Genomic DNA, 15,018 nt, shown 5'->3' with positions numbered 1-15,018 from the left:
GTCATGGCGGATGAGGGGAGAGGTAACGTAACAATGACTGTCACGAATGAGCATCATGACGCACCGGAAACCGGTATTACGCCGGGCGGCACTACCGGCGCATTTCGCGATGTGTTGTCTAAAGATCATGCACGTCGTGGTAAACCGCCACTGCATTTCGTTGATATGACACCTGAGCAGCGAATTGAACATGCCACCGCCCTCGGTTTGCCGAAATTCCGTGTCAAGCAGCTCGCAAACCATTATTATGGTCATTTCGATGTGAATGCTAGCGAATTCACTGATTTTCCTGCCGCGAGGCGTTCTGAAGCTGCTGAAACGTTTTTCCCTGAACTCATTCATGAAGTGACTCGACAAGTTGCTGACAACGGCACCACCATTAAAACACTGTGGCGTCTGTTTGACGGTTCACATATTGAATCAGTGTTGATGCGTTATCCGACACGTACGACACTATGTATTTCCAGCCAGGTTGGTTGCGGTATGGGATGCCCATTTTGCGCTACTGGTCAGCTTGGTCTTACGCGCAACATGTCAGCCGGTGAGATTCTTGAGCAAGTGCGTATTGCTGCTCGCATGATGCGCGACGGTGAAGTTGCTGGTGGTGAAGGCCGACTGAGCAATATTGTGTTTATGGGCATGGGCGAGCCGATGGGTAATTACAACTCGGTTTTGTCAGCGGTTCGACAGATCAGTGCGATGCCTCCCGAAGGCTTCGGTATCTCCGCCCGTAATATTACGGTGTCTACTGTCGGTGTTGTTCCGGGTATTAAAAAACTTACAGCTGAAGGCATTCCCGTTCGTCTCGCTGTTTCCCTTCATGCACCCAGCGATGAGTTGCGCGATGAGCTTGTGCCGATGAATCGTCGATTTAATACGACGCAAGTACTCGATGCAGCACATGATTATTATCTCGCCACCAAACGTCGAGTGAGTATCGAATATGCGCTCATGCGCGGTATTAATGATCAAGCCGAGCACGCGCGTTTACTGGCTAAACGACTCAACCATTACGGTGATGATTGGGTGCATGTGAACCCGATTCCGCTCAATCCGATTGAAGGCTCACGTTGGACTGCTTCTAAACCGGAGGATGAGCAACAATTCCTTGACATTCTCCACGCCGCAGGTATTACCGCCACATTGCGCGATACACGTGGACAGGATATTGACGGCGCTTGCGGACAGCTTGCAGCTAAAACTCGAGAGTCATTCGCTGGTCAGCAGGCAGCGCAATGAGTTCAGGGAGCAGCATCGCACGTTTCGTGCGTCTGTCTAACTGTTGATCACAACTATTGATCACAGATGTATTACGAATATAAATAACGGGTTCTGATCATAAGAACCAGAACCCGTTATTTATATTTCGTATTAAGCAATGGAGTATTCACATTGCTTAATACTCCATTGTCTCAGGCGTTCACGCGGTCAATGCCAGACTGCACGTCAGCGAGGACGGAATCCCAAGACTTGATGAAGGCAGCGACACCGTCGGCCTCCAGCTTGTCGGTGACATCCTTGAGGTTGATGCCCAGCTCAGCCAGCTTGTTGATGATGGCGTGGGACTCTTCGTAGGTGCCTTCGATGGACGGAGCGCCGTTGCCGTGATCGGCCAGAGCGTTCAGGGTCTTCTCCGGCATGGTGTTGACGATGTGCGGAGCCACGAGCTCGTCAACGTACTTGCAATCGGAGTAAGCCGGGTTCTTGGTGCCGGTGGAAGCCCACAGCGGACGCTGAACCTTAGCACCCTTAGCAGCAAGCTCAGCCCAACGCGGATCCTCAGCGAACTTCTTCTCGAACAGCTCGTAAGCGAGGCGAGCGTTAGCAACAGCAGCCTTGCCTTCGAGAGCCTTGGCTTCGTCGGAGCCGTTAGCTTCCAGCAGCTTGTCAACTGCGGTATCCACACGGGAGACGAAGAAGGAAGCGACAGAGCCGATGTGCTTGAGGTCGTGGCCGTTAGCAGCAGCCTGAGCGATGCCCTCGATGTAAGCGTCGATGACCTGCTCGTAGCGCTCGAGCGAGAAGATCAGGGTGACGTTGACGGAGATGCCCTTGGCCAGCGTAGCGGTGATGGCCGGCAGACCTTCGAGGGTTGCCGGGATCTTGATCATCGCGTTCGGACGGTTGACCTTCTCCCACAACTCAACAGCCTGCTTCTCAGTGGCTTCAGTCTCGTGAGCCAGACGCGGGTCCACCTCGATGGAGACGCGACCGTCAACGAAGTCGGTCTTCTCAGCGATCTCACGGAAGATATCGGTGGCGTTACGCACATCGGTGGTGGTGAGCTCGCGCACAGCGGTCTCGACGTCAACCTTGCCGAGCTCCTTGAGCTGTGCATCGTACGGGCCGACCTGGCTCAGAGCCTTCTGGAAGATGGACGGGTTGGTGGTCACACCGACAACGTTCTTATTGGCGATGAGGTCCTGCAGGGAGCCGGACTCGATGCGGGAGCGGGACAGATCGTCCAGCCAGATGGACACGCCGTTATCGGACGTACGCTGAGTTGCTTCAGTCATATTATTTTCTCCTTGATACCTTATTGGATCAAAATTTTGAGCTTGGGGGAGGAGCAATCCTTTGTCGGGATAATGCTCCTCCCCACGTGCACTGATAAATCAGGCGTTGGCTTCGGCGATGGATGCCTCAGCAGCTTCAACCACGTGTTCGGCAGTGATGCCGAGGTCGATCATGTTCTGCGCACCGTTGCCCTGCAGACCGAACTGCTCGATGGACACCGGCTTGCCGTAGGAGCCGAGGTACTTGTACCAAGGCATTGCCACGCCAGCTTCGACGGAGACACGAGCCTTGACGGAAGCCGGAAGCACGGCCTCCTTGTATTCGGCGTCCTGCTCCTCAAACCATTCCATCGACGGGAAGGAAACCACGCGAGCCTTGACACCCTTATCTGCGAGGGTCTTGGCAGCAGCCACAGCCCACTGAACTTCAGAACCAGAAGCCATGATGATGACGTCCGGAGTGCCTTCGGTGTCAACGAGCACGTAAGCACCCTTCTTGACGCCTTCCTTAGCCTTGGCAGCAGTTTCAGCCAGCGTCGGCACGCCCTGACGAGTCAGGACCATAGCGCCCGGCAGGGTGTTCTTCTTCTCGAAGAAGTAACGGTATGCTTCAGCGGTTTCGAAGGCATCGGCCGGGCGAATAACCTCGAGCTGCGGGATCGCACGGAAGGAAGCGAGGTGCTCAATCGGCTGGTGGGTTGGGCCATCTTCGCCAACAGCGACGGAGTCGTGGGACCAGATGTACAGGTTCGGGATCTCCATAAGAGCAGCCAGACGCACAGCGGAGCGCTCGTAGTCGGAGAACATGAAGAAGGTGCCGCCGAACGGACGAGTGTGGGAGCCCAGCAGGATGCCGTTGGTGATGCAGCCCATCGTGAACTCACGCACGCCGAAGTGCAGCTGACGACCGAACTCGTTGCAGTTCGGCCACTGGACGGTTGCGCACTCAGCCGGAGCGAAGGTCGCAGCGCCCTTGAGATCGGTCTTGTTGGAACCACCGAGGTCGGCGGAGCCGCCCCACAGTTCCGGCATAACAGCAGCGATAGCGTTGAGGACAGAGCCAGAAGCGCCACGGGTAGCAACACCCTTGCCAACCTCGAAGGTAGCTTCGAGATCGTCGATGGCCTTGTCGAAGCCCTCAGGCAGCTTGCCTTCCTTCAGACGGTCGTACAGGGCAGCCTTGTCCGGGTTGGCCTTACGCCATGCTTCGTACTTCTCATCCCAAGCCTTGTGAGCTTCGAGACCGCGCTCAGCAACCTTGCGAGCGTGAGCAAGAGCCTCTTCATCAACGTGGAAGGACTCTTCAGGATCGTAACCGACCAGCTTCTTGAGGCCGGCAACGGCTTCTGCACCCAGCTTGGAACCGTGCGAAGACGGATCGTTGGTCTTGCCCGGGGTCGGCCATGCGATCAGGGAGTGAACCTTGATGAGCTTCGGCTGGTCCGGAGCGGCAGCCTCGGCCTTGGCGATGACCTCAGCCAAGCCTTCGATATCCTCCTTGTAGGAGCCATCAGGCTGAATGAAGCTGAACTCGTCGGTGTACCAGCCGTAAGCCTGGAAGCGCTTGAGCACATCCTCAGCCAGCACCAAGTTGGTGTCGCCTTCGATCTGGATGCGGTTAGCGTCGAAGATCACGGTCAGGTTGCCGAGCTTCTGGTTAGCAGCCAGAGAAGCAGCTTCGCCAGAGATACCCTCTTCGATATCGCCTTCGCCGCAGATCGCCCAGATCTTGTGGTAGAACGGGGATTCTTCCTTCGGGGTGTCCGGGTCGAGCAGACCGCGCTGGAAACGCTCACCATAAGCGAAGCCGATTGCAGAGGCAAAGCCCTGACCCAGCGGGCCAGTGGTCATTTCGATGCCCGGGGTCAGACCATACTCCGGGTGACCCGGGGTACGAGTGTCTGCGCCGCCACGGAAGTGCTTAAGATCGTCAAGAGTGACGCCGTAGCCGGAGAAGTACAGCTGAACGTACTGGGTGAGGGAGGCGTGGCCACCAGAAAGGATGAAACGATCGCGGCCTTCCCAGTTGGGGTCGTTCGGATCGTGCTTGATGAAATGCTGGTACAGCGTGTAGGCGACAGGCGCCAGGGAGATGGGGGAGCCGGGGTGGCCAGAGCCCGCCTTCTCAACCGCGTCAGCCGAAAGGACCTTGGCCATAGTGATGGCGCGCTTGTCCAGTTCGGTTTCCTTGAATTCGGTCATGTCTGTAATTTTCCTTCCAATACTTCGGGCACCACGCGTTCGGCTTGTGTCGAGCCATGCATACCCTCACATTGCTCTTACATACTAACTGCGTGAACAGACTTCATGGTGCGATTTTGGCGTGTTTTTGTGAAGTTGTGTTCTGTTAACGTTCACAGTTACGACAAAAAGTACGTTACGTAAACGCACGGTAACGCGGAAACATCTTGCTGATGTGATTGCTCGCTTGTTGGCTCAGCTATTCTCAAGATACTCTCAGAACGAACGGATTAGCACTCGACACATTAGAGTGCTAATACAATATGCATACGCACATGATCGTCGCTTGGTGTAAGTCAGGCGGATGATACATGAAGATTGAAGCTGTGTATAAGGAGGCGCGTATGACACAATCCCGGCGCATGCTGGTGCTGCGCGCCGTTGTGGAAGACTATATTCGTTCTCAAGAGCCAGTTGGATCATCATCGCTGACGAAAGCGCATGATTTAGGCGTGAGCTCAGCCACGATTCGCAACGACATGGCGGCACTTGAAGACGAAGGCTATCTCATTCAGCCGCACACATCAGCAGGACGTATACCAACCGAAAAAGGATATCGGTATTTTGTAGATCGTCTCGCGACGGTGATGCCGTTGTCACAAGCACAGCGTAACGGTATTGCCACGTTTTTATCTGGATCAGTGAGTTTGCAAGATACACTGCAGCGTGCGGCACGGCTACTGTCACAAATCACTGGACAGATCGCTGTTGTCACGTCGCCTTCGCTATCGAAAGCCACATTGCGGCATGTTGAAATCGTACCGGTTGGTGTAGCAACGTTACTTGCGGTCATCATCACTGATACTGGTCGTGTTGCACAACATACGATACCTGTACTGCATATGCCATCCGCAGCTGAACTTGCGCGTTGGTGTGAACTGGTGAACCGTCAGTGTGAATCACTGTCGTTTGCGAAAGCAGCAGAACAAGTGCGCTCGCTGTCGATTGTGGGTATCTCTGAACAGATCACTGCACTTGCGGAATCGTTAGCTGGAGTGTTTGAGAGTATGGCTGACGACGAGCGTGCGAATGAGCTGTATATGGCTGGGGCTTCCAATATGGCGCATCGTCATGCGGCTGCAGATCTGGCACCATTGTTCGACGCACTTGAAGAACAAGTGGTGATTATGCGGCTCATGAGTACCGTCGGTGAAGAGTCTGATCGTGACGGTGTCGGTGTAGCAATTGGTTCTGAAACACATACACCCGGTTTAATGAACGTATCAGTGGTAACGAGTGGATATGGTCGTTCACATAACGATGACACCACAGATCAGCAAGATCACCGTGATCATACTGGTTCATTCACAGATACATCTGGTAGCGCAGACAGTACGCCAGTTGCGTTCGTTGGTTCGATTGGTCCTACTCATATGGACTACGAGACGACGATCGCTGCAGTGCGTGCTGTAGCCCGCTATTTGACGGCTTCGCTCGCTCATACTGGCGTGCGAGATACCGACTGACCCTGCCTTATGGCACAATAACTCGCGATAAAACACGGATAAAGGATAGACATTGGCAGATTACTACGAGGTGCTTGGCATCGAACGCACGGCCAGCGAGGATGAGATTAAAAAAGCGTATCGCAAGATGAGCCGTAAATATCATCCTGATATTGCTGGTCCTGAATTTGAAGATAAGTTCAAGGAAGTTAATAGCGCGTATGAAGTGCTGAGCGACCCTGACAAACGTCGCATGTATGATGCTGGCGTCGATCCCAACGCACCGGGTGGTGGTGCTGGCGCAGGATTCGACGGATTCACCAACATGGGTGACATGGGTGACATTTTTGGCCAGTTCTTCGGTGGATTCTCTGGCGGTTCTGGCCCGACTCCGCGCACTCAGCCCGGTCGTGATGCACTGGCATCAGTCACCATTGACTTGAAGACTGCAGTATTCGGCGGCACTGTGCAGACAAAGATCAGTACGTTTGGTCTGTGCCAGCAGTGTGGTGGTTCAGGTGCAGAAGGCGACTCGAAACCGGTTACCTGCCCACAATGTAAAGGCCAAGGTTTTATACAACGCCGCGTGCAGACGTTGCTTGGGCAAATGGTTACTTCAGCGCCGTGTGATCGTTGCGAAGGTCACGGCACGATTATTGAACATCCGTGCCCGTCCTGCCTCGGTCACGGCCGTGTGCGCACTCAGCGTACAGTCGGCGTGAATGTGGCCGCAGGTATCACCGATAATTCGCGTCTCCGCTTGGCGAATCAAGGTGAAGTTGGTGAGGGCGGCGGTGTTGCCGGCGACCTTTATATTGATGTGCATGTGCGCGCTGATAAGCAGTTCACCCGCGACGGCGATGATCTACACTGCTGGATTCAAGTGCCAATGAGTTGGGCTGTGCTCGGCCACGATCTTGAGATTGATACGTTTGATGGTCCACGTACGGTAAGTGTTCCAGCTGGATGCCAGCAGGAAGACACGATTACCCTCAAGGGTTTGGGTGTAACTCATTTACGCCAACCTAGTGAGCGTGGCGATCTTATCGCTCATGTTGCAGTACGTATTCCGACCAAGCTCAACGAACGTGAACGTGCACTGATCGAAGAGTTCGCTGACTTGCATGATGGCGATGCTTCGCATGTGTCGCAAGGTTCGCGGCCGACTACAAATAGCAGCCGTAAAGGCGGATTCTTCTCCAAATTGAAGGATGCGTTGAGCTGACGTTTTGATTGATCTTGACGCAAACATCTTCGATTTGTTAAAGCCGAGGACTGGGATGGGCTCCTCTTGTCAGGGGAGCTGTCCGCGTAGCTGACTGAGGGGTAGCAACACTTTCGGAATGTTCCAAGGGTGCGACTACCCCTCAGTCGACTTTGTTGACAGCTCCCCTGACAAGAAGAGCCATACGATAGCTATGGGTGATTGTTATCGAACTGCACTGGATTCGCGCGTTATGAGGTGGAATGGCACTGTCTCATGAGCAACCGGAGAAGCTGGTTCGTTATGGTTTCGACTCTCAATCATAGCGACCATGCGCTTGATCACGCTGTGCGCCATCGCTGGCACATCCATCTCTACCGTGGTCAGTGGTGGATTCGAGAATCCTGTAGTGAGCAGGCCATCACAACCGGTGATTTTCACGGTATCCGGCACTGTTACACCACGCTCAGATAGCATGCGTAATGCACCGAGCGCGATCGTATCCGACAGACAAATCACGCCGGGTGTAGAGCCTGCATCGAGATCATCCTGCCATGCTGGCTCATCTAGCATACGACCGGCGGCCTCATAACCGCCTTCTAATGTCCATTCACCGCCGATATACTGTGCACTCGTCATCGTGATACCGTGACCGGCTAGCGCTTGTTCAATCGCAGCTACGCGTCGAGGACCGAATCCTTTACCCGTATCGTGATGTTCCGATTGGCCTGACGGTCGCGGTGCGCCAAGCACACGGAATGTACGACATCCTTGTTGCCATAAATGCTCTACCATCGCAGCAACTCCATCAGTGCATGCGGTATCCATTGAGTCAACTCGCTTAAACGATGCACAATCGCCAATAACCAAAACTGGTCTGCCTTGCACATGGCCAATCACTTGATCTTCAGTAATATTTGGCGCGTCAAGGATAATACCGTCACACACCAGACCGGGATTCGGTTTAATCGCGCGAATTTCTTCGCGTTCAGAACTTGACGACTGTCGTACAAGCGTTTGATAACCGAATTTCGTGGCTTCTTGTGTCAGATACTTTGCAATACGTGCGTGGAATGGTACTTCAAAATCGTCGACAACCACCTGAATAATGCCACTGCGCTTGTTGCGAAGCATCATAGCTGCCACGTTTGCCTGATATCCCATCGCTTGCGCAGCTGCGCGGATTTTCTCACGATTAGCAGTACTGACATTTGGCTTGCCGCGTAACGCATTCGACACGGTCATCGTGGAAAAACCAGTCGCTTGAGCAATATCGGCCAACGTGACTGGCTCAGATGACTGTTTTTCCATGTCGTGCATGGGTTCGGTGACTGCAGCGCGTTGTTCATTCATACGGTTCATCATACGTTTATTTTGGATGATGAACCGTATGAATGATGGATTATCGAGGAAACTGTTTAGAGACGAGTGAATGTCAGCAAAGAAACTGCGTGCGTCGGCATGGCAAACTGTAGTGTTATGCCAGATTGAGCAGACGTATCGGTGCTGGCAGTGTTTGATGATGGTACAACAATGGCTTGCGCTGGTACAAAATCATGTAGCGTGCTAGCTTGCTTAATTGCCTCATACTGGTCGCCGGTCGGATATTTCGGGCTACCCTCGATCAACCAACGAGTATGCGCATTTGAATAATCATGATCGATACGCTGATGCGTGAGTTGATAGCGTCCCGGTTGCAAACCATTTATCTGCACATCAATATCATGTGTTTCATGCAGATCAATGTCATCGCAGTGTGAGTACAGCAATATATGCACTGCGTCGTTAGTTTCCGTATCTCGCGTCGCAAGACCAGCAATCACTGTTTGCGCGCCCTCGCCAGTGTATCGAGTTGGCGCAGCCTCATCGAAATCAGCGATTAATGCGCGGTCAATCGACGGATCTGCTTCAGCGTCACCGTTCAGCGTAACTGCTGTATCATCCAGCTGAGCGAACATGCGGAACAGATTCATCACCGGTTTATCAATGCCTTGCGTTGAGAACGTGCGCGTACCTGAGAAACATTCTTCTTGAGGGAACATGAATGCCCATGCAAGCGGGCGCACGGTCACGCCGCGGCTCACACACAACTCGTGCAACCGTGTGTATGTCGCTGCCACGTACGATGCATAATATTCCGTGTTACGGAACCGCATGTTCGGATTATCCGCAATACCACCTGCTGCCCACCCGTCTGGGTCTGCTTCAGAAATAACGACTTCGCGGTCTGCGAATCCTTCTTCCTTGATGACATCCAATGCAAGTTCCGTTTGATGAACAAGACTGCCTACACTCGGCACAGATTTCGCTGCTGTATCGTTACCGGGAAGCCACGATCCTTTTGCATGGAACGTAATAAAGTCGAGTCGCGTTCCCGTATTATTCGTGCAGAAATTATGACCGTCTCGGCAGTGAGCGAGGAATGTTTTCATCAGCGTGCGTGAACCGTTGTGCAGGAAGATGCCAGTGCACGCCGGGCCTGACAATCGAGCACTAGGTAGCGCTTCATGCAGTGCGTGCTCAGTGTAATCGAACAGCATGCAGTACTCGTCATCGGTGCCATGCCAGTAGAAAATATCCGGCTCATTCCACAATTCGAAATACCATGTTGCGATCTCAGCGCTACCGTAACGATCAGCTAGGTGACGAGCGACAGTACCAATAAAATCGTGCCACTTTGCGTAATCTGCCGGCGGATATGTCCAACCGACCTCACGGTAACGGTTTACTCCGCCGAGTTCAGGCTGCTCTTTGTATTTCGGATCGACGAGCGGTTCAGGCATGAACCCAAGTTCAACAAATGGCTTGTTGCCCGTTGCAAGAATCGTATCGAGAATAAGATCGTAATATGTGAAATCGTAGATCGCGTTCCCATCGGCATTTTCGCGATAGATGTTCGATGACCCGAATTTTTGTGTGCCGTGGCAGCTGCCGTTGCAAAACATGAAATGTGTGCGCACATAATATGGTGCATCAGGCAAAGCGCCGAACTTAGCGAGCAGTTCCTTGCCCTCAGGCGTATATGTGTAATTGCATTCGTCATAGCCGATATAACGCCATGCATGGTCGAGCGCACCGGTTGTGTGCGCGGCGTCAACGGTGATGTGACATGTGGCAGTCATGGGATCTCCTTCCGACCATAAGCATCGAACAGAATGGATTCGCATTTGCCAGAGGTGTCAGTACTTGTGCGAGTATTGCAGGAATCGGCAAATTGAACAAAACAACGAGCGTCATGATCATATACATGTCGAACGGTCCTGATTTCAAGAATCCGAGTGCAATCGCTTTGAGCCGTGCTCTGCGAGCAAGACGACGTCCTTCGATGGTAGCGGGCTTCGTATAGGGGAGTGTTGGTGCGTTTCCGGCACGCTGTTCGGTGATTGGTCGGCTGGGGTCAACGTGCAAAAGCGATGTGGTCATAACGTTGCTACCTGCGGTAGTCATCACCGCATTGCCGATGTCGAACATTGCTCCTGTCACAATTGCTGATGAACCGTAAAATGCTTGTAATAGCGGGAAACAAAAGTTGCCAATGTTATATCCAGACGTGTTCAGCATAAGAAACGCGCGTTCAGCGACTGGTCGTCGTCGCGTGGCAAGAAAGACGAATGGTACTGGAATAAACGCGGCCAAAAAGCCAAACAGGGTAACCCACAGTAGGGAAGCGCTGTGCGGATTTGTGGCGAACGATACGAGAATAGACGCCGGCAGTGTCACATCGAACACTACCACCTGCATAATGCAGTAATCACGTTGGCCAAATAAACCGCATCGTTTGAGTATGTAGCCAATCAAGATGATCAGTAGGAATGTCAGTGGTTTCATCAACTGGCTCACAGCTGTCTCCTTTGCGTGCTGCTACCGCGATGTTGTACGTTTTACTAGCGATGGTTTTACGTTAAACTAACGGTGGTGAAATGTCAAGCCGACGTGTGGTAGCGATATGTAATCGCTTACCTTAATGAGTGTCAACTGTGATGAATATGCGGTGTGAGCAGTTCTGTAATCGGCGTTTCTGTGATTTGCATTACATCTCGATGCTGTGTATAGTGATAGCTAATGGAAAGCGCTTACCGAAAGTTTGTGATATAGCACAGTATTTCAGACTGCTGGTCCAGCGTGGAATAACCAACCGTGACTGCAAAGCCGCAATCAGTGAAAGGACTGAACATCATGGCAGACAAGACCATCGGAGTAATCCTCAACGGTGCTACTGGACGTATGGGATACCGTCAACACTTGTGCCGGTCCATCTTGCCTATCATTGAGCAAGGAGGTGTAGAACTTTCGGACGGCTCACATGTCCAGCTCGACCCGATTCTTGCCGGCCGTCACGAATCCAAACTCAAGGAAGCATCCGAAAAGCATGGTGGGCTCAAGTACACTACCGACCTTGACTCGGTTCTCGCGGACCCAGCCTACCCACTGTATGCTGATTTTCTCGTCACCTCTGCTCGCCCTGATGCTATCAAGAAAGCTATCGCGGCTGGCAAAGATATCTATACAGAAAAGCCGATCGCAGAAACATACGAAGATGCGCGCGAACTCGTACAATTGGCTGAAGCTCAAGGCGTGAAAACTGGCGTGGTACATGACAAACTCTTCCTGCCGGGCCTACTCAAATTGCGTCGACTGATCAACTCTGGTTTCTTCGGTCGTATTCTGTCCGTGCATGGTGAATTCGGTTATTGGGTGTTTGAAGGCGACTGGCGTCAATCGCAGCGTCCGAGCTGGAACTATAAGAAAGAGCTTGGCGGTGGCATTATCTCCGACATGTTCCCGCACTGGAACTACGTGATTGAAGGACTGTTCGGTCATATCAAGTCCGTGTACGCGCAAGCAAAAACAGAAATTCCCGAACGCTGGGATGAACAGGGCAATAAGTACGAGGCTACTGCTGAGGACGCAGCCTATGCGATTTTCGAGCTTGACAATGGCATCACTGTGCAGATGAATTCCTCGTGGAATACGCGCGTATACCGCAACGAATTGCTTGAATTCCAGATTGACGGTACGCATGGCTCAGCGGTAGTTGGATTGTTTGGCGCTGAGATTCAAGTACGCGACGTGACTCCGAAAGCATTCTGGAATCCAGATGTACCGGACCCACATGATTACATGGCCGGATGGCAGGAAATCAACACTGACGAAACCTTTGAGAACGGTTTCAAGGTTCAGTGGGAAGAGTTTATCCGTTCACTGGCTGAAGGTACGGATTACCCGTACGACTTTGCTTCTGGAGCTCGCGGTGTGCGTCTGGCTGAACTCGGCTATGAGTCTGCATCTCAAGGTGCGAAAGTACTGGTGCCAGACGGTCGTTACTGAAATCAGCAAGCCTGCAGCTGGGATGCTTGATACGTGATGGTTGAAAGGAAATAACTATGACTCAATTCACGGTGATTGACGACAATGGCGCAACAAGAACAATCGAAGCGAGACCAGCGCCGGCATTTGTAAAGCCTACGCATCCATTGACGTCGCGTGTCGCGTATGCGGCCGCGCATGTTGTACCGTTGGCATGGGCGAACAATACGCCCGGCCAGCCCGCACAAGTTGATTGGGATGCGACCATCGGTTTTCGCCGTATGATCTGGTCGTGGGGATTGGGTGTAGCAGACTGCATGGATACTGCACAGCGCAATCTTGGTATGGATTGGGCTGCTACTGCTGAACTTATGCAGCGTTCAGGAGCGGCAGCACGAGAATACGCGGAGCATGAAGGCTGGGGACGGTCGGTAGCTGATCTCGTGTCGGTTGGCGTGAACACTGATCAACTTGAGCCAGACGGTGACTATACACTTGCGCAGATTGTTGATGCGTATCTTGAACAGCTTGACGTATGCGAGCAGGCTGGTGATGGTCCCGTTATCATGTGTTCGCGTCACCTCTGCCGTACCGCCCGTAGCGCTGCAGATTACGTCAAAGTATATGACGAGGTGATCGGTGCAGCCAAGCAGCCGGCTATCTTGCACTGGCTCGGCGAAGTCTTCGACGCACAACTGCACGGCTATTTTGGTTCTCCTGACTGGCATGAAGCATCCAAGACAGTGCTTGACATCATCGAACATAATCCAGGCAAAGTACGCGGCGTGAAAATGTCACTGCTCGATGCTGATTCCGAACGCTACATGCGTGCCATGCTGCCGGAAGGCACAATGATGCTCACCGGCGACGACTTCCACTATGTTGACCTCATCAAAGACAGTGAACAAGATGATCCCAAACATGGTGGTCAAGCTGTTATGCACTCCAATGCGTTACTTGGTGCATTCTCAGTACTTGCACCGCACGCATCTGCGGCAATTCAAGCACTTGACCGAGGTGACGAAGCGGAATACTTGCGTATTCTCGAACCCACGCAAGCACTCGCTCAGCAGGTGTTCGTGCATCCCACCGAGTTCTACAAGACCTCTGTAGCTTTTATGAGCTGGCTTAACGGTCACCAACCAGCCTTCCAAATGGTTGGTGGACTGCAATCAGCGCGTAGTCTGCCGAATCTGAGCCGTGTCGTAGAGCTCGCAAATGATTGCGGTGCATTTGAACAACCTGAACTCGCTGCGCAACGTTGGAATGCGCTACTCGCTATTAACGGCATTAAGTAGACCAGATTCCTCATCCGCACGTTGAGTAGTTCATAAACGCACATTTTTAGTGCACGTTTTTCAATACAAGGAAGCGATACGTTATGACCAATCCGATTCTGTCTATGAATCAGGCGACGATCAAATATGCCGATCTTCGCCAAACACTTGATACTCTCACGAAAGCCGGTTATCAGAGCGTCGGTTTGTGGCGTGAGCCTGTTGAAGCAGTCGGACTCGATACGGCGGTAAAGATGGTTGCTGACTCCGGTCTGCGTGTATCGACCATGTGCCGTGGCGGTTTCTTCACTATGCCAGAAGGTCCTGCTCGCCGCGCATCCATTGACGATAATCGCAAACTTATCGAAGAAACTGCCGCGTTTGGCTGCAAGGTATTAGTACTCGTTGTCGGCGGACTGCCAGAAGGTTCCAAGGATCTTATTGGCGCGCGTGCTCGCGTAGCAGATGCGCTCGCTGAACTCGAATCAGATGCGCTCGCGGCTGATGTTACACTCGCTATCGAACCGTTGCATCCAATGTACTGCACTGACCGTGCTTGCGTTTCGACGCTCGGGCAGGCGCTCGATCTTGCCGCACCGTTCAATCCGAAAGCGGTGGGTGTAACTGTCGATACGTTCCACATTTTCTGGGACCCACAAGTGCTTGACTCAATCGCTCGCGCTGGTCGGGAAGGACGTATCGCAACCTATCAGGTGTGCGATTATCGTACTCCGTTTGAAAAGGATGTACTACTGTCACGTCACTACATGGGCGAAGGAGTAATCGACTTTATGTCACTGACGCAAGCGGTTGCGGCTACTGGCTGGCGTGGTGATATCGAATGTGAAATTTTCAACCAAGCTGTCTGGGATACGCCGTTCGATCAAGTAGCTACAAAAGTTGCCGACTCGTTCGATAAGGAAGTGGCACCATACTGGCCATTGTAAATCGCTACAAACGGTCAACGGCCTGTATTGAATAACTCTGTATTGGATAACATGGCGGTACATGAGAGCATACGGATGAGA

At 52.6% G+C, this 15,018-nt stretch carries 11 protein-coding genes; 6 read left to right on the top strand and 5 right to left on the bottom strand.

The features are described 5' to 3' along the window. The first annotated feature begins 33 nt into the window (after window positions 1-33). The gene (gene rlmN, locus BHAP_RS03670) at window positions 34-1,239 is read left to right on the top strand and encodes a dual-specificity RNA methyltransferase RlmN (protein ID WP_094729409.1); all 1,206 of its coding nucleotides are present in this window, start codon (window positions 34-36) and stop codon (window positions 1,237-1,239) included. Between the two features lie 173 nt (window positions 1,240-1,412). Here rlmN and tal read toward each other — a convergent pair whose 3' ends face one another. Further along, a complete protein-coding gene (tal, locus tag BHAP_RS03665) occupies window positions 1,413-2,516 on the bottom strand; it encodes a transaldolase (RefSeq protein WP_094729408.1) in 1,104 nt (367 codons plus the stop codon). A 99-nt stretch (window positions 2,517-2,615) separates the two neighbouring features. Continuing rightward, the gene (gene tkt / locus BHAP_RS03660) at window positions 2,616-4,718 is read right to left on the bottom strand and encodes a transketolase (protein ID WP_094729407.1); all 2,103 of its coding nucleotides are present in this window, start codon (window positions 4,716-4,718) and stop codon (window positions 2,616-2,618) included. A 383-nt stretch (window positions 4,719-5,101) separates the two neighbouring features. Between tkt and hrcA the strand changes: the two genes are divergently transcribed. Together hrcA and dnaJ are read left to right on the top strand one after the other, a co-directional pair. Beyond that, entirely contained in the window at window positions 5,102-6,223 is a 1,122-nt protein-coding gene (hrcA, locus tag BHAP_RS03655; protein ID WP_094729406.1) for a heat-inducible transcriptional repressor HrcA, read from the top strand. A gap of 52 nt (window positions 6,224-6,275) precedes the next feature. After that, complete coding sequence (gene dnaJ, locus BHAP_RS03650; RefSeq protein WP_094729405.1) at window positions 6,276-7,427, top strand: molecular chaperone DnaJ; 1,152 nt, start codon at window positions 6,276-6,278, stop codon at window positions 7,425-7,427. 204 nt (window positions 7,428-7,631) lie between these two features. On the opposite strand, the gene BHAP_RS03645 is transcribed toward dnaJ, so the two are convergent. The 3 genes from BHAP_RS03645 to BHAP_RS03635 all read right to left on the bottom strand — a co-directional run bounded on the left by BHAP_RS03645 (window position 7,632) and on the right by BHAP_RS03635 (window position 11,246). Next, a complete protein-coding gene (locus tag BHAP_RS03645; RefSeq protein ID WP_158216416.1) occupies window positions 7,632-8,759 on the bottom strand; it encodes a LacI family DNA-binding transcriptional regulator in 1,128 nt (375 codons plus the stop codon). Window positions 8,760-8,824: 65 nt separating this feature from the next. Further along, window positions 8,825-10,528 (bottom strand): GH39 family glycosyl hydrolase, encoded by a 1,704-nt coding sequence (locus BHAP_RS03640; protein WP_158216415.1) that lies wholly within the window; start codon window positions 10,526-10,528, stop codon window positions 8,825-8,827. After that, window positions 10,500-11,246, bottom strand: a complete 747-nt coding sequence (locus BHAP_RS03635; RefSeq protein ID WP_094729402.1) for an AEC family transporter — start codon at window positions 11,244-11,246, stop codon at window positions 10,500-10,502. Before BHAP_RS03635 ends, BHAP_RS03640 begins: the two co-directional genes overlap by 29 nt. A 336-nt stretch (window positions 11,247-11,582) precedes the next feature. On the opposite strand from BHAP_RS03635, the gene BHAP_RS03630 reads away from it, so the two are divergent. From BHAP_RS03630 to BHAP_RS03620, 3 genes are all read left to right on the top strand, one after another. After that, a complete protein-coding gene (locus BHAP_RS03630; RefSeq protein ID WP_094729401.1) occupies window positions 11,583-12,734 on the top strand; it encodes a Gfo/Idh/MocA family protein in 1,152 nt (383 codons plus the stop codon). Window positions 12,735-12,790: 56 nt separating this feature from the next. After that, window positions 12,791-14,011 (top strand): DUF993 family protein, encoded by a 1,221-nt coding sequence (locus tag BHAP_RS03625; RefSeq protein WP_094729400.1) that lies wholly within the window; start codon window positions 12,791-12,793, stop codon window positions 14,009-14,011. A gap of 83 nt (window positions 14,012-14,094) precedes the next feature. Then, window positions 14,095-14,937 carry a sugar phosphate isomerase/epimerase family protein gene (locus BHAP_RS03620; protein ID WP_094729399.1) on the top strand — a complete coding sequence of 281 codons (843 nt, stop codon included), beginning with the start codon at window positions 14,095-14,097 and terminating at the stop codon, window positions 14,935-14,937. Window positions 14,938-15,018 lie beyond the last annotated feature (81 nt).

This window comes from Bifidobacterium hapali (assembly GCF_002259755.1).
GTDB lineage: Bacteria > Actinomycetota > Actinomycetes > Actinomycetales > Bifidobacteriaceae > Bifidobacterium > Bifidobacterium hapali.
Note: the sequence above shows the minus strand (reverse complement) of the source record. Positions and strands in the feature narration are given on the sequence as shown.

Coding starts and splice junctions, on each gene's coding strand:
- BHAP_RS03640 (WP_158216415.1), bottom strand. CDS start 10,528: ATGACTGCCACATGTCACATCACCGTTGACGCCGCGCACACAACCGGT.
- tal (WP_094729408.1), bottom strand. CDS start 2,516: ATGACTGAAGCAACTCAGCGTACGTCCGATAACGGCGTGTCCATCTGG.
- BHAP_RS03630 (WP_094729401.1), top strand. CDS start 11,583: ATGGCAGACAAGACCATCGGAGTAATCCTCAACGGTGCTACTGGACGT.
- BHAP_RS03625 (WP_094729400.1), top strand. CDS start 12,791: ATGACTCAATTCACGGTGATTGACGACAATGGCGCAACAAGAACAATC.
- BHAP_RS03620 (WP_094729399.1), top strand. CDS start 14,095: ATGACCAATCCGATTCTGTCTATGAATCAGGCGACGATCAAATATGCC.
- rlmN (WP_094729409.1), top strand. CDS start 34: ATGACTGTCACGAATGAGCATCATGACGCACCGGAAACCGGTATTACG.
- hrcA (WP_094729406.1), top strand. CDS start 5,102: ATGACACAATCCCGGCGCATGCTGGTGCTGCGCGCCGTTGTGGAAGAC.
- tkt (WP_094729407.1), bottom strand. CDS start 4,718: ATGACCGAATTCAAGGAAACCGAACTGGACAAGCGCGCCATCACTATG.
- BHAP_RS03645 (WP_158216416.1), bottom strand. CDS start 8,759: ATGAATGAACAACGCGCTGCAGTCACCGAACCCATGCACGACATGGAA.